Origin of the sequence: Klebsiella sp. GW_Kp181 (genome assembly GCF_040062315.1) — a bacterium.
Taxonomy (GTDB): domain Bacteria; phylum Pseudomonadota; class Gammaproteobacteria; order Enterobacterales; family Enterobacteriaceae; genus Klebsiella; species Klebsiella oxytoca.
Window position 1 is genome coordinate 23,775 of record NZ_JBEAFR010000087.1, and the last position, 19,846, is coordinate 43,620.

The window sequence follows — 19,846 nt, forward strand, 5'->3', positions numbered from 1 at the left end:
AACTTTCAGTTATAGCTGGCGAAAACGACTGCGTAGCGAAAAGGTGTCAGAGGTGACGTAGCGTTCCATTTCACGCAGACGGCGCTCCCCTGCAGCCAGCTCCTTATCCGCAGCAGCCAGCAGTTCTCCGCTGCTCGGCGTTTTTTCACTATACAGCTCGCTTTCCGGCATAGGATCCAGCGCAAACGAGAGAATGATGTAGGCCACCACCACAAACAGGAACAGGCCAAAAATCATTGCCAGTACGGTAATCAGGCGCACCAGCTTAACCGGCACGTCCAGGTACTGCGCGATACCGGCGCAAACGCCTTTGACCATGCCCTGCTGTGGAATGCGCCACAGTTTTTTACTCAGATCCAGTCCGCCCATTATTTTTCTCTCCAGTTCGGATGCTCAGCGTCAAGAATGGCTTCCAGCGCCTGAATACGCTCGCGCATGCGCTTTGCGTCATCGGTCAGCTGCAGCAGGCGCTGCTGCTCGTTTTGCGATAAACTGCCGCTGGCGGTGCGGTTGTTGTAATGCAGCCAAAGCCAGACCGGCAAAACAAACAGCACAAACAACGTCAAAGGGATGGCGAGAAAAAGCATGCTCATGTGAACTCCTTGCAGATGGCGGCGGCACGTCTCGGTGCCGCCCGAATACATTACTGGTTATTTTGATTCATTTTGGCTTTCAACGCCGCCAGCTGCTCGCTGATTTCATCGTCCGCTTTCAGATCGGCGAACTGCTGATCCAGCGATTTATCTTTACCGAAGCGGTGGCTTTCGGCTTCGGCTTCCATATGATCGATACGGCGTTCAAACGATTCAAAGCGCGCCATCGCCTCATCAATCTTGCCGCTGTCCAGCTGACGACGAACGTCGCGGGAGGAACTTGCGGCCTGATGGCGCAGCATCAACGCCTGCTGACGGGCGCGCGTTTCGCTCAGTTTATTCTCCAGCTCGCCAATCTCTTTTTTCATCCGCGCCAGCGTTTCATCGACCAGCTGCGCTTCATTTTCCAGGCTAGCGATCAGGTCGGTCAGCTTCTGCTTCTCGATCAGCGCCGCACGAGCCAGATCCTCTTTCTCTTTACGTAGCGCCAGTTCGGCTTTCTCCTGCCATTCCGCCTGCTGCGCAACGGCCTGTTCAATACGACGGGTCAGCTGTTTCTTTTCAGCCAACGCCCGCGCCGAGGTCGAACGCACTTCAACCAACGTGTCTTCCATCTCCTGGATCATCAGTCGAACCAGCTTCTGCGGATCTTCCGCTTTCTCCAGCAGAGAGTTAATGTTGGCGTTCACGATGTCGGCAAAACGAGAAAAAATACCCATAATTTCAATCCTCATAGTTCTGGTATCAGGCACCGGCCTGTGCCATCACTAATACAAATGCCGTGCCAACTTTTTATCTTATTGATTTTAATAGGAGTGGTTGTTATCTGGCCAACGCATTGCTAAAGTGACCTGGTGAATCACACTACTTAATGGCGAAATTCATCATGGCGGAATACAAGGACAACCTGCTCGGCGAGGCCAACAGCTTCCTGGAAGTACTGGAACAGGTCTCAAGACTGGCGCCGCTCGATAAACCGGTGCTGGTGATTGGCGAACGCGGAACCGGCAAAGAGCTGATCGCCAGCCGCCTGCACTTCCTCTCTTCCCGCTGGCAGGGGCCGTTTATCTCGCTGAACTGCGCTGCGCTGAATGAAAACCTGCTCGATTCCGAGTTATTCGGTCATGAAGCCGGGGCATTTACGGGGGCCAGTAAACGCCATCCGGGGCGCTTCGAGCGCGCCGACGGCGGTACCCTGTTTCTTGATGAGCTGGCCACCGCGCCGATGCTGGTGCAGGAAAAGCTGCTGCGCGTGATTGAGTATGGCGAACTCGAGCGCGTCGGCGGCAGCCAGCCGCTGCAGGTTAACGTCCGCCTGGTGTGCGCGACCAACGCCGATCTGCCACAAATGGTGGAAGATGGGCTCTTTCGCGCTGACCTACTCGACAGGTTGGCTTTCGATGTGGTGCAGTTGCCGCCGCTGCGCGAACGCCAGAGCGATATTATGCTGCTCGCCACCCAGTTTGCTATCCAGATGTGCCGCGAACTCGGACTGCCGTTGTTTCCCGGCTTTAGCGAACGCGCCGCCATGACGCTGCAGAACTACCGCTGGCCGGGGAATATCCGTGAATTAAAAAACGTGGTGGAACGGTCGGTTTACCGTCACGGCAGCAGTGAAAGCGAGCTGGATAATATTATTATTAACCCCTTCCGCCAGCAGCAAACTGCCCCGCCCGCTGCAGCAGAAAAGGCGCCCGGCCCCACGCTGCCGCTCGATTTGCGCGCTTTCCAGCAGGAGCAAGAAAAAAGCCTGCTCGAGAGAAGCCTTGAGCAGGCGAAGTACAATCAAAAGCAGGCGGCCGAACTACTGGGGCTAACCTATCACCAGCTGCGGGCGCTGCTGAAAAAGCATCAGCTTTGAGCTATGCGCGGCAGCAGCAGCGCGCTCAGCGTCATTGAACCGAGACAGAGCGCGGCGTTAAACCACAGCGCATACTGCGCCGCGCTGGCCATTCCCAGCGGTAAAAACAGCGCAAAAAGTGACGCTGTCACCGCTATACCCATCGCCCCGCCGAGCGAACTACCCATCTTATAAATTCCCGACGCCACCCCGACCTTATTCTCGGGAGCGTTGACCACCGCGGTGTCCGTTGACGGAGTAGCGTAGCAGCCCAGTCCAAAGCCAAACAGCACGTTGCTGAAAAAGACCGTGACGATATAGGTCGATTTATCGAGAAAGGTGCAGGAAATAAGCAGGATGCCAAGCGCGGTAAAAACCGGGCCGGCGATCATCGGCAAGCGCGCGCCGTAGCGTTGCAGCAGCTTTTCGCCCACCCGGATCATCGCCAGCACGGTGACCAGGTAGCCGAGCGTCATCATTCCGCTCTCCAGCGGGCTTAGATGGTGCCCCTGCTGGAGCCAGATGCTGGCAATCATCATGGTACCGATGGCGCCGTTGAGCAGAAAATTCGACAGCACCGCGGCGCTGTAGGCCCGGTTACGAAACAGCGCAAAATCAATCAACGCCGCGTCGCCCTTACGCCTACCGCTGCGGATAAAAAATAACCCCGCCGCCACCGCGCCGCCCAGCATCGTCAGCGAGGTTCCGCTGCTCCAGCCCCAGCCGTGGCCTTTGCTGATAAACAGATTTAACAGCACCAGCGCAAGGATCAGGCTGAGCAGGCCGCTGATGTCCAGCTTATGCTGCTGCGCGCTGGCGCTGCGGCTCTCCGGCGTACCGCGCAGTAAAAACAGCGCCGCCAGCGCTACCGCGATGGAGAAAACAAAGATCCAGCGCCAGCCCAGTCCGGTAGCAATCGCCCCGCCGACAAACGAGCACAGCCCGCTGCCGCCCCAGGAGCCGATGACCCAGAAGCTGACCGCCCGCTGGCGCGCTTTACCTTCATACCAGGTTTTTATTAACGCCAGCGTCGCCGGCATGATGCAGGCGGCCGATAGCCCCTGTAAAACGCGTCCGGCCAGGAACAGCGCGGGTCCCTGGGAGAGCACCAGCATTGCGCTGCCGGCAATGCTGAGAATCAGGCCCAGGGTGGTCATGCGCATGCGGCCGAATTTATCCGCCAGCCCGCCGCTGGCGACCACAAAGCAGCCGCTGAACAAGGCGCTCAGGCTCACCGCCAGGGTCAGGGTTTCCAGCGAAATATCAAGGCTGCTTTTCATTGCCGGAACCACGTTAATCACCGACTGGGCAAACAGCCAGAAGGTCAGAACGCTCAATACAATACCCGCCAGCAGGCGATCGGTGCCGACGAACTGCGCTTCGCTTAGCGATACAGAACTCATAGCAGGGTCCTCTTCGTTGCGGAGATTAACGCAAATAGTGTTCCGTCAGGGCGCACCACAGCGCGGCGCCTTTTAGCAACAGGGCATCGTTGAAGTCATATCCCGGGTTATGCACCATACAGCGATCCGCTTCATCCCCCGCTCCGATGGTGAAATAGCAGCCGTTCGGATTACGCTCGAGCATAAAAGCAAAATCTTCGCTGCCCATAAACGGCTTCACTTCGCCGACCAGCTCCTCGCCAAATAGCGAAGTCGCCACCTTCCGAACCATCTCATTGGCTGCCGGATCGTTTCTTAAAACCGGGCTGCCGTTAACGTGGGTAATGGCGGCGCTGGCGTTAAAGCTCTCGGCCTGAGCGACGGCAATATCGTGAATGCGCTGCAGTACGGTCTCGCGAACCTGTTCGTTTAAGGTGCGCACAGTGAGCTTCATTAAGGCCTTGTCATTGATAATATTCGGCGCATGCCCGGCCTGGATGCTGCCCACGGTCACGACAGCCGGCTCAAACGGCGTGATATTGCGGGAGACAATGGATTGCAACGCCAGGGTGATATGGCAGGCCACCAGCGTAGCGTCGACGGTATGCTCCGGCAGCGCGCCGTGTCCACCAACCCCTTTGACTTCAATATGGAGAGTGTCGGATGAGGCCATCATCGCCCCGTCGCGCAGACCGATTTTGCCTAACGGTTGTCCCGGCATATTATGCAGGCCAAAAATGGCATCGCAGGGGAACTGGTCGAACAGGCCGTCTTCGAGCATAACCCGACCGCCGTAGAGCAGTTCCTCAGCCGGCTGAAAAATAAGCTGCAGCGTGCCGTTAAACTGCCGCGTGCGCGCCAGATATTCCGCGGCGTACAATAGCGTGGTGGTATGACCGTCGTGGCCGCAGCCATGAAAACGCCCCTCTATCTGGCTGGCCCACGCTTTGCCGCTCATCTCCTGCATCGGCAGCGCGTCCATATCCGCCCGAAGTCCCAACCGTTTTTGACCGTCGCCTGCGCGTAAGGTACCGACCACGCCGGTTCCCGCCAGACCACGATGGACCTGATAGCCCCACTCGCCGAGCAGTCGGGCCACCTCTTCGCTGGTTTTATGCTCTTCAAAACCGATTTCCGGCTGCTGGTGGAAACGGCGACGAAGAGCGACAAACTGCGCCTCATTAACCTGTAATGCCTCAATAATCGGGTGTGTCATTTTTATTATTCCTGTGTTGTGTTTGCACGACACTTTCGAGTTTATGCATCCATGGCGGCTTTAAAATGCGCTTTTTTGTTTTATAGTGACGGATTATTAATGAGTGTTTTTCATACAAAACGGTTATGACAAAAAACAACACGCTGTTTTTTGTCTTCAGGAGGCGGTGTGGATCATCATTCAGGCGACTTTCAGGTTACGGTTCGCGATATCCGCCAGTTGAGCCAGCAGGAAAACGAGACGCTGACGCTACTATGGCTGCTTGAGGGCAGCGTCGAACTCCGCGATGGCGAGTCGGGCCGGAACCTGCAGGCTGATGAACTGGCGATAGTGAATCGCCATCGCCCCTGGAGCCTGCACAGCAAGACGGCGAACGTCGTGATGGCGCTGTCGCTGAGCGCTGGATGGCTGACCCGCCTCGACGGCGATTTTTTTGCCTCTGCCTACCAGAGCAGCAACGAAACCCGCGATGCCGAAGATACCCTGCGCTACCTGATGCGCCAGCTGCTGGTCCTCGGTCTGGTCAATCCGCAGGCCCACTACCGGCTGGAGGCCAACCGCTGGCTTAGCGAAATTGCTCTTCTGCTGGCGTCACGCTTCAGCCGTCCCCTCACCGCCCTGGCGCCTCGCGGAGCCGAACGCTGGAGTCAGCGAATAAATCGGGTAGTGGCGCGAATCGACGCCAACTATCAACGGCGCCTGTCGCTGCAGGAGATAGCCGCCGCCGAATTTGTTTCTGAGGCCTGGCTATCGCGTCTGTTCCGCAAAGAGGTGGGCGTCAGCTTTATGCAATACATCACCGGGCTTCGCCTGCGTAAAGCTGCTGAGCAGTTGACGATGACGCGTAAATCGATACAGCAGATCGCTCAGCAACAGGGCTTTGCCAGCAGCCGGGTGATGAGCGACCTGTTTAAACGCGAACACGGTCTGACGCCGCGCCAGTTTCGCCAGCAGCATCCGCAAACGGCGGTTGAATCCCCTCGTCCACGCGTTCAACGGGCTGAGCTGTGGCAACCAGTGTCTATAGACAGACTATATTCCCGGCTCAATGCGCCGCAGATCAATGGGTTGGATAGCCCGCCGCTGCGGCTCAATCCCCAGCAAACCCGTCATCTTGATGTGCGCCAGCTACCGGCGCGCGGTACGCCGCTGCGGCACACGCGCATCGTCGTTACCGTTCGGGAACTGGATGACCTGCTGCGCGAGGATGTCCGTCAGGAGCTCGAAGAACTGCACAACTCGCTGCCGATATTCGCCATCGACGTTCACGATCCGTTTCTCAGTAGCCGCCTGTTCGGTACCGGCTGGGACGATGCGCAGCTGGCCGGGTATGCCTGCTGGTATAATCTGCAGCGCATTTTTAGCTGGCTGGCGTCGATGGGCTGGGCAGTAATACTGCATACCGGTATCACCACCCGCGGCGATCTGCTACAGCGTTTTCTGCGCCTGTCCGCCAACCATTTTCCACCGGCAACCCTCGCCAGCTGGCGTTTTGTCTGGCACTGGTCCCCGCAGGCCAGCGATGAGGCGCGCCAGCATGCCTGGCGGCAACAAAAAACGATCCTCCAGGCGCTTTCGCCGCAGTCGGCGCTGGGGATCTGGCACCGTTTTTCACAAAACATGGAGGACGATCCCCTCCTCTGTTCACCGCTGCTGGCCGAGGCGGATTTTCTTGCCTGCCAGGCAGATGCGAATGAACTGCTGGATCTGGCGCAGATTGATAGCCAGAGGCTGGCCGCCAGCGAGAATTACCCGGTGCTTAAAATGCGCAAGCTCCACAGCGCGCTGCGCCAGCGGCAGCTGCTGTTACCGCTTTGGCTACTGTCCTGGAATACCCTGACCGGCGATACTCGCGACACCAACGGCCGTTTCTTTCGCGGCGCGCTACTGATGGATAATCTGCTGGGGCTGGCAGACCAGGTGTGGCTGGCGGGGTTCTGGCTGAATTCCGGGCTGCAGGGGGAGGCTGGCGCTAACGGCAAGCTTGATACCTCCAGCCTGGCGCTGCACTATCTCCACGGTTTGCCGCGACCGGTGTATTGGGTCTTGTGGCTGTGGCGCAGGCTACGAGGCGAAGTGGTGATTAACGAAAAAAATTTGCTGCTGCTGCGCGATAACGGCCATTACCAGTTGCTGCTGCGCAATACGGTGGTTTTCAATCCCTGGCTTTCCAGCGAGGAGGCGTTTATCCAGCGCTTTAGTCAGCCATGGAGCGTGCGCCTGCTCGGCCTTGATGGACGCTGGCGCATCAAACATCATCTCTTCGATCGGCATCATGGCGCGCTCTTTCCGCTTTTCGAGGCTTTTCGCAGCCAGAGTGGCCCGGATGAAGAAGAGTATCGCTGGCTGATGCACCAGGCGCGCCCGGCCCTGCGCGTGAGCGAAGAAACGCCCGCAAGCGATCGCTGGCAGCTCGTCGATTCGCTGGAGAGCAACGCGCTGGCGCTGTATGAATTTACGCCACTTAATGACATGAAGTGACAGTGTCACGTGGATGGTTACCATGACCTGCGGCGGCAGACAGGGACAAAGTTAAGGGTTTTGGATGCGCCCGAGCCGTCATTATGGTTAAACATTTGTAACTGGTAAGATACCCTGATGTGAACTATCATCGGCACATGATGACTCAATGGACTGAAAATACAGATGATTCCGGTTAATTCCTCAACGCTTGGCCGCTATGCCGCGCACGTCAGCCTGGTTCATACCATGAAAAGCCACAAAGCCCCGGCGCTCACGGTCATGATGATCTTTTCAGACCTGCTTATTCGTTCAACCGAAGATTCCTATCGTCTGCAAGGCTGGGAAATCACGCCGCAAAAAAGCGGCTTGGTGCTGCGTACGTATGTCGCGAACCATCCTGATGGAGGAAAGCTTGAAATCACCCCAAAAGACTATATTGCACGTTATAACCGGCTCCTGCCGCTGTAGCGCCCCTTTCTCCGGCGGTCGTGCCGGCACGGCTCGCTGGAGAATCCGCAAATAAAAAGCTACCATGTGGCAAACATCTGGGCGTCTGCGGCGCAGAGAAGCGCTATGCTTACGACAATACGTGCCCGCGAGCCGTTCTGCATTTGAATCGATGAAATTCATATTTGCGCTTCCCGTCTCTTCGCCTGTTGCCAAACGCAGGGTGAATTAAGAGGTATACTCGAAGTTAATAAGCGGTATGAATTTGAATTAGTTGGTCAAATAACCGACGCAACCATCGCTTACATTATCTCCATAAGCAATAAGGTGGTGGTAAATGTTATTTAATATTAATAAGATAGAGCCTTGCTCTATAATCAATAAGAAACTATGCGCCTGAAATTGTCTTCTCTCCTGGCAGCGGTGTCTATGCTGTACGGGCAAGCTTTTGCCGCGCCCGCCCTGCCTGCTAACGCGGATATTCGCGATAGCGGTTTTGTTTATTGCGTAAGCGGCCAGGTTAACACCTTCAACCCACAAAAGGTCAGCAGCGGTCTGATTGTCGATACTCTTGCCGCCCAGCTGTACGATCGACTGCTTGATGTTGACCCCTATACCTACCGCCTGGTCCCGGAACTGGCAGAAAGCTGGGAGGTGCTGGATAACGGCGCCACCTACCGCTTCCACCTGCGCAATAACGTGCCGTTCCAGACCACCGCCTGGTTTAAGCCGACCCGCAATTTCAACGCTGACGACGTGATTTTTACCTTTGGCCGGATTTTTAACCGCGACCATCCGTGGCACAACGTGAACGGCGGCAACTTCCCCTATTTCGATAGCTTACAGTTCGCCGACAGCGTCGAAAGCGTGCGTAAGCTGGATAACCACACCGTTGAATTTCGCCTCAAACGACCGGATGCTTCCTTCCTGTGGCACCTGGCTACCCACTACGCCTCGGTGATGTCGGCGGAGTATGCCGCAAAGCTGGCCCAGAGCGATCGTCAGGAGCTGATCGATCGTCAACCTGTTGGCACCGGCCCGTTCCAGCTTGAGGAATACCGCAGCGGGCAATATATTCGTCTGCAGCGCCACCCGGCCTACTGGCGAGGTAAACCGCTGATGCCGCAGGTGGTGGTCGATCTGGGCTCCGGCGGTACCGGACGACTGTCAAAACTGCTGACCGGCGAGTGTGATGTGCTGGCCTGGCCGGCTGCCAGCCAGCTCTCTATTCTGCGTGACGACCCGCGCCTTCGCCTGACCCTGCGCCCGGGAATGAACATCGCCTGGCTGGCGTTCAATACCGCTAAGCCGCCGCTCGATAATCCGGAGGTCCGTCACGCGCTGGCGTTGGCCATCAATAATCAGCGTCTGATGCAGTCAATCTATTACGGAACGGCGGAAACCGCAGCTTCAATGCTGCCTCGCGCCTCCTGGGCCTATGATAACGACGCCAGAATCACCGAATATAATCCTGCGGAAGCTCGCGCCCGGCTTAAAGCGCTGGGGCTGGAACAGCTGACGCTCAAACTATGGGTTCCGACCAGTTCGCAGGCCTGGAACCCCAGCCCCCTGAAAACCGCCGAGCTTATCCAGGCGGATATGGCGCAAATTGGCGTGAAGGTGATCATTGTGCCGGTCGAAGGGCGTTTTCAGGAAGCCAGATTAATGGATATGAGTCATGATCTGACGCTTTCCGGCTGGGCAACGGACAGTAACGATCCGGACAGCTTCTTCCGTCCGCTATTGAGCTGCGCGGCGATTGCCTCACAAACCAACTATGCTCACTGGTGTCATCGTGAATTCGACGACGTACTGCAAAAAGCGCTGACATCCCAGCAGCTGGCTTCGCGCATTGAAGCTTATAAAGAGGCCCAACGCATTCTTGCTGATGAACTGCCGGTACTGCCGCTGGCTTCCTCCCTGCGTCTTCAGGCCTATCGTTACGACATGAAAGGCCTGGTGCTGAGTCCGTTTGGCAACGCCTCTTTTGCCGGCGTCTCGCGGGAAAAAGAAGACGAGGTGCAAAAACCATGATTATTTTTACCCTGCGTCGCCTGCTGCTGCTGCTGATTACGCTCTTTCTGCTGACGTTTGTCGGTTTTAGCCTGAGCTATTTTACGCCTCACGCGCCGCTGCAGGGCGCCTCGCTGTGGAACGCCTGGTGGTTCTGGTTTGAGGGCGTGCTGCACTGGGATTTTGGCGTCTCCAGCATCAACGGGCAGCCGATCTCCGAGCAGCTTAAAGAGGTATTCCCTGCCACGATGGAGCTGTGTATCCTCGCCTTCGGCTTCGCGCTGGTGATCGGGATCCCCGTCGGCATGCTGGCGGGGATTATGCGCAACAAATGGCAAGATACCCTGATTAGCGCCCTGGCGCTGCTGGGCTTCTCGATCCCCGTATTCTGGCTGGCGTTGCTGTTGACCCTGTTTTTCTCCCTCACCCTGGGCTGGTTCCCGGTCTCCGGGCGCTTCGACCTGCTGTACGAAGTGAAATCGGTCACCGGCTTTGCGCTGATCGACGCGTGGCTTTCCGATTCGCCGTGGCGTCATGAAATGATCGTCAGCGCGGCGCGCCATATGGTGCTGCCGGTGCTGACCCTCGCAGTGGCGCCGACAACGGAAGTGATCCGTCTGATGCGCATCAGCACCAGCGAAGTGTACGACACCAACTATGTCAAAGCTGCGGCCACCCGCGGCGTATCGCGGCGGACAATTTTACACCGTCACGTACTGCATAACGCCCTGCCGCCGGTGATCCCGCGCCTGGGTCTGCAGTTTTCCACCATGCTAACGCTGGCGATGATTACCGAAATGGTCTTTAGCTGGCCGGGACTGGGCCGCTGGCTCATTAACGCCATTCGCCAACAGGACTACGCCGCAATCTCAGCGGGCGTGATGGTCATCGGCGCGCTGGTGATTATTGTGAACGTGATATCCGATATTTTGGGGGCTATGGCTAACCCACTGAAACATAAGGAATGGTATGCCCTACGATAGCGTCTATCTGGAGAAGCGCCCGCCGGGTGCGCTGCGCACCGTTTGGCGAAAATTCTATGGCGATACTACCGCTATGATCGGCCTGTACGGCTGCGCGGCGCTGGTGCTACTGTGCGTTTTCGGCAGCTGGTTCGCGCCTTACGGTATCGATCAGCAGTTCCTTGGCTATCAACTGCTGCCGCCGTCATGGTCGCGCTACGGCGAAGTCTCGTTCTTTCTTGGTACCGACGATCTGGGCCGCGACGTTCTTAGCCGCCTGCTGAGCGGCGCGGCGCCAACGGTCGGCGGCGCGTTTGTGGTGACGCTGGGCGCTACCCTACTGGGTCTGGTGCTTGGCGTGATTGCCGGTGCGACCCACGGCCTGCGCTCGGCAGTAATGAACCATATTCTCGATACCCTGCTGTCGATCCCGTCACTGCTGCTGGCCATCATCGTGGTCGCCTTCGCCGGACCTCACCTCAGCCACGCGATGTTCGCCGTCTGGCTGGCGCTTCTGCCGCGCATGGTACGCTCGGTTTACAGCATGGTGCACGACGAGCTGGAAAAAGAGTATGTTATCGCCGCCCGCCTTGACGGAGCGTCAACCCTGAATATTTTATGGTTCGCGGTGTTGCCAAATATTACCTCTGGGCTGGTTACGGAGATCACCCGAGCGCTATCGATGGCGATTCTGGATATCGCCGCGCTGGGTTTCCTCGACCTCGGCGCTCAGCTACCTTCCCCGGAGTGGGGAGCGATGCTCGGCGACGCGCTGGAGCTGATTTACGTTGCGCCGTGGACGGTGATGCTGCCAGGCGCGGCCATTATGATTAGCGTCCTGCTGGTTAACCTGCTGGGCGACGGGATCCGCCGCGCAATTATCGCCGGGGTGGAATAATGCCGTTACTCGATATCCGAAATTTAACCATTGAATTCAAAACCAACGAAGGTTGGGTGAAAGCCGTCGATCGCGTCAGCCTGACCCTCGCTGAGGGGGAAATTCGCGGCCTGGTCGGAGAATCCGGCTCGGGTAAAAGCTTAATTGCCAAAGCGATTTGCGGCGTCACCAAAGACAACTGGCGGGTGACCGCCGACCGTATGCGTTTCGACGATATCGATCTGCTGCGTCTCTCAGTGCGCGAACGGCGTAAACTGGTGGGCCACAACGTCTCGATGATTTTTCAGGAGCCGCAATCCTGTCTCGATCCTTCCGAACGTATCGGCGAACAACTCACGCAGAATATCCCCGGCTGGACCTTTAAAGGCCGCTGGTGGCAACGTTTTGGCTGGCGCAAGCGGCGCGCCATTGAGCTCTTGCACCGCGTGGGGATTAAAGACCATAAAGATGCGATGCGCAGCTTCCCCTACGAGCTGACGGATGGTGAGTGTCAGAAGGTCATGATCGCCATCGCGCTGGCTAACCAGCCGCGGCTGCTGATCGCCGATGAACCGACTAACGCCATGGAGCCGACGACGCAGGCGCAAATCATCCGCCTGCTGACGCGGCTGAACCAAAACAACAACACCACGATTTTGTTGATCAGTCACGATATGCAGATGCTCAGTAAATGGGCGGACAAAATTAACGTCATGTACTGCGGGCAGACGGTGGAAACCGCGCCGAGCGAGGAGCTGGTGACGATTCCTCATCATCCCTATACCCAGGCCCTGATTCGGGCGATTCCCGATTTCGGCAGCGCCATGCCGCACAAAAGTCGGCTCAATACCTTGCCGGGCGCTATTCCGCTGCTCGAACAGCTGCCTATCGGCTGCCGGCTCGGGCCGCGCTGCCCTTACGCCCAGCGTGAATGTATCGAAACGCCCCGGCTGGTGGGCGCGCGTAACCACCTCTATGCCTGTCACTTCCCGCTGAACATGGAGAAAGAGTGAAATGGTCGAAACATTGCTTGAAGTACGCAATCTGAGTAAGACCTTTCGCTACCGCACCGGCTGGTTTCACCGGCAAACGGTAGAGGCGGTTAAGCCGTTAAGCTTTACCCTGCGCGAGCGCCAGACTCTGGCGATTATCGGCGAAAACGGCTCCGGCAAATCGACGCTGGCGAAAATGCTCGCCGGGATGGTCGAACCCAGCACAGGCGAACTGCTGATTGATGACCATCCGCTGGCGTTTGGCGATTTCTCTTTCCGCAGCCAGAAGATTCGCATGATTTTTCAGGATCCGTCGACCTCGCTCAATCCACGGCAGCGAATTTCGCAAATCCTCGATTTCCCTCTGCGTCTCAATACCGACCTCGAACCCGAGGCGCGACAGAAACAGATTATCGAAACGTTACGCATGGTTGGTCTGCTGCCGGACCACGTCAGCTATTATCCGCATATGCTGGCACCGGGCCAAAAACAGCGTCTGGGCCTGGCGCGGGCGCTGATCCTGCGCCCGAAAGTGATCGTCTGCGATGAAGCGCTGGCGTCGCTGGATATGTCAATGCGCTCTCAACTGATTAACCTGATGCTGGAGCTGCAGGAAAAACAGGGTATCTCCTACATTTACGTTACCCAGCATTTGGGCATGATGAAGCACATCAGCGATCAGGTGCTGGTGATGCACCAGGGTGAAGTGGTCGAACGCGGCAGCACCGCCGACGTACTGGCCTCTCCGCTGCACGATCTGACAAAACGTCTGATTGCCGGCCATTTCGGCGAGGCGCTGACCGCCGATGCCTGGCGTAAAGACGGTAAATAATCCGAGGCGAAAATTGCGATGATTGTTCCGGTTCAGTTTTCTACCCTGCCGGTCACGCCGTGGAAAAACGGCGGTGGGGAAACGCGTGAAATTGTCAGCGTTGCCTCGCCAGATGCGCCGTTTCTCTGGCGCGCCAGTATCGCTACGCTGGAAAAGGATGGCCCGTTTTCTCCTTTTCCCGGCGTTGACCGGGTCATCACCCTTCTTGAGGGCCAGCCGCTGTGGCTACGGGGCGACAATATTGCTCAGCGCCTGATGCTCTGGCAGCCATGGGCCTTTGCCGGCGAATGGCCTCTTGCCAGCGAAGGCATTAGCGGACGCGGTCTCGATTTCAATATTATGACCCAGCGCGCGCGTGCCGCCTCGCGGGTTATCGTCGTCGCTGAGCCGCAGCGGCCCGGCGCGGAGGGTATCGCATGGGTTCTGCGGGGCCACTGGCGGATGGCGGATACGATTTACCAGGCCGGCTCGGGGATCTGGTGGCAAAATCAACCGCCTGGCGAGCTGATCCCGCACTCTGAGGACGCCCGGCTTTTACTGGCGGAAATCGAGCGCCGCTAACCCCAGATCGCCGTAATATCAGATGGTATACTCTTGTACGCACGGTAGCCAAAGCGCGCCAGACCGTGGCAAATGGCAGAAAAATATCGTGACACAAGGGGTCGTCAGTGGGATATAATTCCCGGCTAAATTTGAGTTATTTTGAATTAACAACGCTAACCAGATGATTGTTAAAGTAAAAATACGCAATAACGATAAGGATTAAAAGCTATGGGTTTTCTTTCCGGTAAGCGCATTCTGTTGACTGGCCTTGCCAGCAAACTGTCCATCGCCTGGGGCATCGCGCAAGCAATGCACCGTGAAGGGGCTGAACTGGCGTTCACCTATCAGAACGAAAAACTGAAAGGTCGTGTGGAAGAATTTGCCGCCGCGCTGGGTTCTAACATTGTCCTGCCGTGCGATGTGGCGGAAGACGAGAGCATCGAGTCTCTGTTCACCGAGCTGGCAAAAGTATGGCCTAAGTTTGACGGTTTCGTACACTCTATCGGCTATGCTCCGGCAGATCAGCTGGACGGCGACTACGTTAATGCGGTTACCCGCGACGGTTTCAAAATCGCTCACGATATCAGCGCCTACAGCTTTGTGGCGATGGCGAAAGCCTGCCGCGGTATGCTGAACCCGGGCTCCGCCCTGCTGACGCTCTCCTACCTGGGCGCAGAGCGCGCCATCCCGAACTACAACGTGATGGGTCTGGCGAAAGCCTCCCTCGAAGCTAACGTCCGCTACATGGCTAACGCCATGGGTCCGGAAGGCGTGCGCGTTAACGCCATCTCTGCCGGTCCAATCCGTACCCTGGCGGCTTCCGGTATCAAAGATTTCCGTAAAATGCTGGCGCACTGCGAAGCGGTCACTCCGATCCGTCGCACCGTCACCACTGAAGACGTGGGTAACAGCGCAGCATTCCTGTGCTCCGACCTGTCTGCCGGCATCTCCGGCGAAGTCGTTCACGTTGACGGCGGCTTCAACATCGCCGCCATGAACGAGCTGGAAATCAAATAAGTTGTTCACCCTCCTCGCGTCCGTGAGGAGGGGTCTTTTCTGCATATTTACCCTTCTGTTATTCCAATCCGCTATTTGTTAGCACGTATCAATATTTTCTCCGGCCCCAGGGTTAAGCCAGGATAGTTCCGCATAGCATGACCGCGAAACGGCGGTTTGCCACATACCGAACAAGGAACGCCCATGGAGCAACGCCGCGTTTACGGCAAAAACCACTGGTATCATGAGACCCAGTCAACAATCTGCCCGGTGGATGTATTGCCGCTCGTCCCTGAAGCCGCCCATGTCGAAGATCGTTTTCTCCTCGATCTCACGCTACCTGAAGATCTGCTTAAGGCGCATGCGCGCTGGCTGGCACCCGCCAGACGGCTGGCTGATGCCCTGTTCCCCGCTTCTGTGAGCGTAAATCGTCTACAGACGTTTAGCGCCTATGACCGGCTTAGCACGGCGCTGACCGTCGCCCAGGTTTATGGCGTTCAGCGGCTATGCAATCACTACGCAGCCCGCCTGGCGCCGCTTCCCGGCCCGGACTCCTCGCGTGAAAGCAATCGACGCCTGGCGCAAATTACCCAATACGCCCGCCAGCTGGCGAGCTCTCCTTCACTGATCAACGCGCTCTCCCGCAGCCAGCTTGACGAAGTCGGCCTGACCAGTCGCGACATTATTCTTATCAATCAGATTATTGGCTTTATCGGCTTCCAGGCGCGCGCTATCGCCGCCTTTCACGCCGCGCTGGGTTACCCGGTGCGCTGGATCCCCGGGATGCCGCAGCAGGAAGATGCGCCAGAGGCGCTTTTCGTTGCCCGAGAGAGCGACTGGCGGCCCGGACTCGACGACTCAGATTTACGCTATGCCGATGATGAGCGTCAGTCGCTGCTGGCAAAATGGCAAAAGTATCCCGGCCTGTTTGAACTGGCACCGCTCCTGGCGACCCAGGAACCGCCACTGGATCTGCAGGAACTGCTCCTGAGCCACCTCAGCGATCAGCCGCCGTTCGCCGCGCAGGTGGCGCTGATCGCAGCGCGGATTAACGGCAGCATCAGCTGCTTCAACGCCTGGGCCTCGCGATGTCCGGATTTTGCCGATGCTTTACGCGGTATCGTTCCTGACGCGCAGTCGCGCAAAGAAGAGCATGTCATCGAGCACCGACTTTTACAGTCCGTACAGCTTTTAACCCGTTCCCCTGACCGTTTTAGCGCCGCCCACCTAAGCCCATTGACGGAATGCGGGCTTTCCCGCACCGCCGCCATCGATCTTCTCGCCTGGTGCGGGCTATGCGGTTGGATGAATCGTCTGAAAATCGCCCTCGGCAATGGATGTCAGCAGACGTAAAATGCTGAAACAGCGCTTGCTGCGGCAGGCATATTCGCGTAAAAATGTCAGCCGCTCTTTTAGCCACGAAAATAAGAAATTATGTTTCAGGACAACCCGCTGCTAGCGCAGCTTAAACAGCAACTGCATTCCCAGACTCCGCGCGTTGAAGGGGTCGTTAAAGGGACGGAAAAAGGGTTTGGCTTCCTCGAAGTCGACTCTCAGAAAAGCTATTTCATTCCGCCGCCGCAAATGAAAAAAGTCATGCATGGCGATCGTATTATTGCCGTGGTCAATACTGAAAAAGAACGCGAAAGCGCTGAGCCGGAAGAACTGGTTGAGCCGTTCCTGACGCGTTTTGTCGGCAAAGTTCATAAGAAAGACGACCGTCTTTCCATCGTTCCTGACCATCCGCTGCTGAAAGATGCCATTCCCTGCCGCGCTGCTCGCGGCGTAGAGCATGATTTTAAAGAGGGTGACTGGGCCGTTGCCGAAATGCGCCGTCATCCGCTGAAAGGTGACCGCGGTTTCTACGCTGAGCTCACCCAGTACATTACCTTCGGCGACGATCATTTCGCACCATGGTGGGTCACCCTGGCGCGCCATAATCTGGAAAAAGAAGCGCCGGATGGGGTAGCGACCGAGATGCTTGATGAGGGTCTGGAACGCCGCGATTTAACGGCGCTGACTTTCGTGACCATCGACAGCGCCAGCACCGAAGATATGGACGATGCGCTGTACGCCGAGCTGGCCGCTGACGGTAAGCTGCACCTGACCGTCGCCATCGCCGATCCAACCGCCTGGATTGCCGAAGGCAGCAAGCTGGACAATACGGCAAAAATTCGCGCCTTTACCAACTATCTGCCGGGCTTCAACATTCCGATGCTGCCGCGCGAACTCTCTGATGACCTCTGCTCCCTGCGCCCCAACGAAGTTCGTCCGGTTCTGGCCTGCCGTATGATCCTGGCTGCTGACGGGGCCATCGAAGACGATATTCAGTTCTTCGCGGCGACCATCGAATCGAAAGCGAAGCTGGCCTACGATGATGTGTCCGACTGGCTGGAAAATAACGGCGGCTGGCAGCCGGAGAGCGAGATAATCGCGCAGCAAATTAACCTGCTGCACGATGCCTGCCTGCGCCGTAGCGAATGGCGCAAAAACCACGCGCTGGTGTTCAAGGACCGTCCGGATTATCGCTTTGTGCTGGGCGAAAAAGGCGAAGTGCTGGATATCGTTGCCGAACCGCGTCGTATCGCTAATCGCATCGTTGAAGAGTCGATGATTGCCGCCAACATCTGCGCCGCCCGCGTGCTGCGCGATAAGCTCGGTTTCGGCGTGTATAACGTCCATACCGGATTCGATCCGGCCAATACCGAGCAGCTCGCGGCCTTGCTGAAAACCCACGATGTTCACGTTGATCCGGTGGAAGTACTGACGCTGGAGGGCTTCTGCAAGCTGCGTCGCGAACTGGACGCGCAGCCGTCCGGTTTCCTCGACAGCCGTATTCGCCGTTTCCAGTCCTTTGCCGAAATCAGCACCGAGCCGGGCCCGCACTTTGGCCTGGGTCTGGAAGCCTATGCAACCTGGACCTCCCCGATCCGTAAGTACGGCGATATGATCAACCATCGTCTGCTGAAAGCGATTATCAAAGGGGAAACCATCTCTCGTCCGCAGGATGACGTTGCGGTGCAAATGGCGGAACGTCGCCGTCTCAACCGCATGGCGGAGCGCGACGTCGGCGACTGGCTGTACGCCCGCTATCTGAAGCCGCAGGCCGGCACTAATACTCGCTTTGCTGCTGAAATTATCGATGTCAGCCGCGGCGGTATGCGTGTGCGACTGGTTGATAACGGCGCGGTTGCCTTTATCCCGGCCCCATTCCTCCACGCCGTACGCGATGAGCTGGTTTGCAGCCAGGAAAGCGGTACCGTGCAAATTAAAGGCGAGGTCGTGTATAAGGTGACGGATGTTATCGATGTCACGATTGCCGAAGTCCGCATGGAAACCCGTAGCGTGATTGCGCGCCCTGCCGCCTGATAGACTGTTCAATGCGGCTCCCTTACCCGGAGCCGCGTTTTAGCCCTTCCCGTAGGTGTTCCGCGCGTTGTCCGCTAATTATCGTCGATGAGTAAAGTTGTGCGTTTTTTTCGCTTCTCTTTTTCATCCGTTTTTAGCATCATTGATTTTATTCACATTTGTAACCAGGATAACGCCATGTCAGATCTGAATGCTCGCCTGCTCGCCCAACGTATCGATACCGTGCTGGATATTCTGGTTGCCGGGGATTATCACTCCGCGATCCATAACCTCGAAATTCTGAAAGCTGAACTTCAGGCGCTTTCGAACGACGAACAGGAAAACAAACCCGGTCAGCCTAAGGCCCCGTGGGAAATTTGATAATCTACACCGCCGCAATCGGGCATCCTGGCCCGATCGCTCGCCCAAACAGCCCTTAACTGCGAAGTTGCTATGAACGCCCGACAACAAAGTATTTTGCAAATGGTCATCGATAAAGGCCGTATGAGCGTGGCCGATCTCGCGAAAATGACCGGTGTCTCTGAAGTCACCATTCGCCAGGATTTAAACTCATTAGAAAAGCAGAGCTACCTGCGACGTACCCACGGCTTCGCCGTTCCGCTGGACAGCGAAGATGTGGAAACCCGCATGATGACCCATTTCGCCATTAAGCGAGAGCTGGCTGCGCGGGCCGCTACGCTCGTCTCCTCCGGGGAAACGGTATTTATCGAAAACGGCAGCTGCAACGCCCTGCTCGCCCGTACGCTCGCCGAGCGCGGCGATATCACTATCATCACCGTCAGCAGCTATATCGCTCACCTACTGAAAGAGACGCCCGGAGAAGTGATCCTGCTGGGTGGAATCTACCAGAAGCGCAGCGAAAGCATGGTTGGTCCTCTCACGCGGCAGTTTATTCAGCAGGTTCACTTCAGCAAGGCCTTTATCGGCATCGACGGCTGGCAGGCCGAAACCGGATTTACCGGACGAGATATGATGCGCGCCGATGTGGTGAACGCGGTGCTTGAAAAGGGCTGTGAGGCGATTGTGCTGAGCGATAGCTCGAAGTTCAACGTTGTGCACCCATATCCGCTCGGGCCGATCGGCCGATTCAACCGCATTATTACCGACGACAATCTAAACGATGCCGTGCATAACCAGTTAACGCAGTGCGGCTTAACCGTAAATATCGTCAACCATCCCTGATCGTTCTCCCTGCTTTGCCTTTAGTATGCCGGGCCGTACCCGGCATAGCTCTCGTCTGAGACTTATCTGACCGCTGAATTCAGACTTTTTACCTGCCTGAAAAATTTATTGAAAGTAGAATTAATGTTAGCGATATAAC

General features: G+C 57.0%; 19 protein-coding genes. 14 read left to right on the forward strand and 5 right to left on the reverse strand.

What is annotated here, in order from left to right; all coding sequences use genetic code 11:
• Positions 1-9: 9 nt before the first annotated feature.
• From pspC to pspA, 3 genes are read right to left on the reverse strand one after another with little or no spacing between them, the layout of a single operon-like run.
• Positions 10-369, reverse strand: a complete 360-nt coding sequence (gene pspC, locus ABLV11_RS26530) for an envelope stress response membrane protein PspC (protein WP_134882660.1) — start codon at positions 367-369, stop codon at positions 10-12.
• Positions 369-593 (reverse strand): envelope stress response membrane protein PspB, encoded by a 225-nt coding sequence (gene pspB, locus ABLV11_RS26535; protein WP_004101459.1) that lies wholly within the window; start codon positions 591-593, stop codon positions 369-371. Before pspB ends, pspC begins: the two co-directional genes overlap by 1 nt.
• 50 nt (positions 594-643) lie before the next feature.
• Positions 644-1,312: a phage shock protein PspA gene (pspA, locus tag ABLV11_RS26540; RefSeq protein WP_004101456.1), complete on the reverse strand. Its 669-nt coding sequence runs from the start codon at positions 1,310-1,312 to the stop codon at positions 644-646.
• 152 nt (positions 1,313-1,464) lie between these two features.
• On the opposite strand from pspA, the gene pspF reads away from it, so the two are divergent.
• Complete coding sequence (gene pspF, locus ABLV11_RS26545; RefSeq protein WP_163530023.1) at positions 1,465-2,454, forward strand: phage shock protein operon transcriptional activator; 990 nt, start codon at positions 1,465-1,467, stop codon at positions 2,452-2,454.
• Here the strand turns inward: pspF and ABLV11_RS26550 are convergent.
• Together ABLV11_RS26550 and ABLV11_RS26555 are read right to left on the reverse strand one after the other, a co-directional pair.
• Complete coding sequence (locus tag ABLV11_RS26550; protein ID WP_004112458.1) at positions 2,445-3,836, reverse strand: MFS transporter; 1,392 nt, start codon at positions 3,834-3,836, stop codon at positions 2,445-2,447. The two genes, pspF and ABLV11_RS26550, sit on opposite strands and share 10 nt — an antisense overlap.
• A gap of 25 nt (positions 3,837-3,861) precedes the next feature.
• Positions 3,862-5,031, reverse strand: coding sequence for a M20 aminoacylase family protein (locus ABLV11_RS26555; protein ID WP_163530027.1), 1,170 nt, complete (start codon positions 5,029-5,031; stop codon positions 3,862-3,864).
• A gap of 168 nt (positions 5,032-5,199) precedes the next feature.
• Between ABLV11_RS26555 and ABLV11_RS26560 the strand changes: the two genes are divergently transcribed.
• From ABLV11_RS26560 to ABLV11_RS26620, 13 genes are all read left to right on the forward strand, one after another.
• Positions 5,200-7,512: a helix-turn-helix domain-containing protein gene (locus ABLV11_RS26560; RefSeq protein ID WP_224330426.1), complete on the forward strand. Its 2,313-nt coding sequence runs from the start codon at positions 5,200-5,202 to the stop codon at positions 7,510-7,512.
• A 165-nt stretch (positions 7,513-7,677) separates the two neighbouring features.
• Positions 7,678-7,962, forward strand: coding sequence for a hypothetical protein (locus tag ABLV11_RS26565; protein WP_016808546.1), 285 nt, complete (start codon positions 7,678-7,680; stop codon positions 7,960-7,962).
• Positions 7,963-8,331: 369 nt separating this feature from the next.
• Positions 8,332-9,975, forward strand: coding sequence for an ABC transporter substrate-binding protein SapA (sapA, locus tag ABLV11_RS26570; protein ID WP_070557319.1), 1,644 nt, complete (start codon positions 8,332-8,334; stop codon positions 9,973-9,975).
• Positions 9,972-10,937, forward strand: coding sequence for a putrescine export ABC transporter permease SapB (sapB, locus tag ABLV11_RS26575; protein ID WP_004101442.1), 966 nt, complete (start codon positions 9,972-9,974; stop codon positions 10,935-10,937). Before sapA ends, sapB begins: the two co-directional genes overlap by 4 nt.
• The gene (gene sapC, locus ABLV11_RS26580) at positions 10,924-11,814 is read left to right on the forward strand and encodes a putrescine export ABC transporter permease SapC (protein WP_004101427.1); all 891 of its coding nucleotides are present in this window, start codon (positions 10,924-10,926) and stop codon (positions 11,812-11,814) included. The genes sapB and sapC overlap by 14 nt, the downstream gene beginning before the upstream one ends.
• The gene (sapD, locus tag ABLV11_RS26585) at positions 11,814-12,806 is read left to right on the forward strand and encodes a putrescine export ABC transporter ATP-binding protein SapD (RefSeq protein WP_004101425.1); all 993 of its coding nucleotides are present in this window, start codon (positions 11,814-11,816) and stop codon (positions 12,804-12,806) included. Before sapC ends, sapD begins: the two co-directional genes overlap by 1 nt.
• 1 nt (position 12,807) lies before the next feature.
• Positions 12,808-13,617, forward strand: coding sequence for a putrescine export ABC transporter ATP-binding protein SapF (gene sapF / locus ABLV11_RS26590; RefSeq protein ID WP_004101423.1), 810 nt, complete (start codon positions 12,808-12,810; stop codon positions 13,615-13,617).
• Positions 13,618-13,635: 18 nt separating this feature from the next.
• Complete coding sequence (locus tag ABLV11_RS26595) at positions 13,636-14,178, forward strand: HutD family protein (protein ID WP_004101421.1); 543 nt, start codon at positions 13,636-13,638, stop codon at positions 14,176-14,178.
• 210 nt (positions 14,179-14,388) lie between these two features.
• Positions 14,389-15,177 (forward strand): enoyl-ACP reductase FabI, encoded by a 789-nt coding sequence (fabI, locus tag ABLV11_RS26600; protein ID WP_004101419.1) that lies wholly within the window; start codon positions 14,389-14,391, stop codon positions 15,175-15,177.
• A 183-nt stretch (positions 15,178-15,360) separates the two neighbouring features.
• Positions 15,361-16,509: a CMD domain-containing protein gene (locus ABLV11_RS26605; protein ID WP_224330427.1), complete on the forward strand. Its 1,149-nt coding sequence runs from the start codon at positions 15,361-15,363 to the stop codon at positions 16,507-16,509.
• A gap of 81 nt (positions 16,510-16,590) precedes the next feature.
• The gene (locus tag ABLV11_RS26610) at positions 16,591-18,525 is read left to right on the forward strand and encodes an exoribonuclease II (protein ID WP_016808529.1); all 1,935 of its coding nucleotides are present in this window, start codon (positions 16,591-16,593) and stop codon (positions 18,523-18,525) included.
• A gap of 177 nt (positions 18,526-18,702) precedes the next feature.
• On the forward strand, positions 18,703-18,885 hold the full coding sequence (locus tag ABLV11_RS26615; protein ID WP_004101405.1) for a hypothetical protein: 183 nt from the start codon (positions 18,703-18,705) through the stop codon (positions 18,883-18,885).
• Between the two features lie 72 nt (positions 18,886-18,957).
• Positions 18,958-19,707 carry a DNA-binding transcriptional regulator YciT gene (locus ABLV11_RS26620; protein ID WP_004101403.1) on the forward strand — a complete coding sequence of 250 codons (750 nt, stop codon included), beginning with the start codon at positions 18,958-18,960 and terminating at the stop codon, positions 19,705-19,707.
• Positions 19,708-19,846: the final 139 nt, after the last annotated feature.

Coding starts and splice junctions, on each gene's coding strand:
- ABLV11_RS26550 (WP_004112458.1), bottom strand. CDS start 3,836: ATGAGTTCTGTATCGCTAAGCGAAGCGCAGTTCGTCGGCACCGATCGC.
- sapF (WP_004101423.1), top strand. CDS start 12,808: ATGGTCGAAACATTGCTTGAAGTACGCAATCTGAGTAAGACCTTTCGC.
- fabI (WP_004101419.1), top strand. CDS start 14,389: ATGGGTTTTCTTTCCGGTAAGCGCATTCTGTTGACTGGCCTTGCCAGC.
- ABLV11_RS26610 (WP_016808529.1), top strand. CDS start 16,591: ATGTTTCAGGACAACCCGCTGCTAGCGCAGCTTAAACAGCAACTGCAT.
- ABLV11_RS26620 (WP_004101403.1), top strand. CDS start 18,958: ATGAACGCCCGACAACAAAGTATTTTGCAAATGGTCATCGATAAAGGC.
- ABLV11_RS26605 (WP_224330427.1), top strand. CDS start 15,361: ATGGAGCAACGCCGCGTTTACGGCAAAAACCACTGGTATCATGAGACC.
- pspB (WP_004101459.1), bottom strand. CDS start 593: ATGAGCATGCTTTTTCTCGCCATCCCTTTGACGTTGTTTGTGCTGTTT.
- pspA (WP_004101456.1), bottom strand. CDS start 1,312: ATGGGTATTTTTTCTCGTTTTGCCGACATCGTGAACGCCAACATTAAC.
- sapD (WP_004101425.1), top strand. CDS start 11,814: ATGCCGTTACTCGATATCCGAAATTTAACCATTGAATTCAAAACCAAC.
- sapB (WP_004101442.1), top strand. CDS start 9,972: ATGATTATTTTTACCCTGCGTCGCCTGCTGCTGCTGCTGATTACGCTC.
- pspF (WP_163530023.1), top strand. CDS start 1,465: ATGGCGAAATTCATCATGGCGGAATACAAGGACAACCTGCTCGGCGAG.
- ABLV11_RS26565 (WP_016808546.1), top strand. CDS start 7,678: ATGATTCCGGTTAATTCCTCAACGCTTGGCCGCTATGCCGCGCACGTC.
- ABLV11_RS26615 (WP_004101405.1), top strand. CDS start 18,703: ATGTCAGATCTGAATGCTCGCCTGCTCGCCCAACGTATCGATACCGTG.
- pspC (WP_134882660.1), bottom strand. CDS start 369: ATGGGCGGACTGGATCTGAGTAAAAAACTGTGGCGCATTCCACAGCAG.
- ABLV11_RS26555 (WP_163530027.1), bottom strand. CDS start 5,031: ATGACACACCCGATTATTGAGGCATTACAGGTTAATGAGGCGCAGTTT.
- ABLV11_RS26595 (WP_004101421.1), top strand. CDS start 13,636: ATGATTGTTCCGGTTCAGTTTTCTACCCTGCCGGTCACGCCGTGGAAA.
- sapA (WP_070557319.1), top strand. CDS start 8,332: ATGCGCCTGAAATTGTCTTCTCTCCTGGCAGCGGTGTCTATGCTGTAC.
- sapC (WP_004101427.1), top strand. CDS start 10,924: ATGCCCTACGATAGCGTCTATCTGGAGAAGCGCCCGCCGGGTGCGCTG.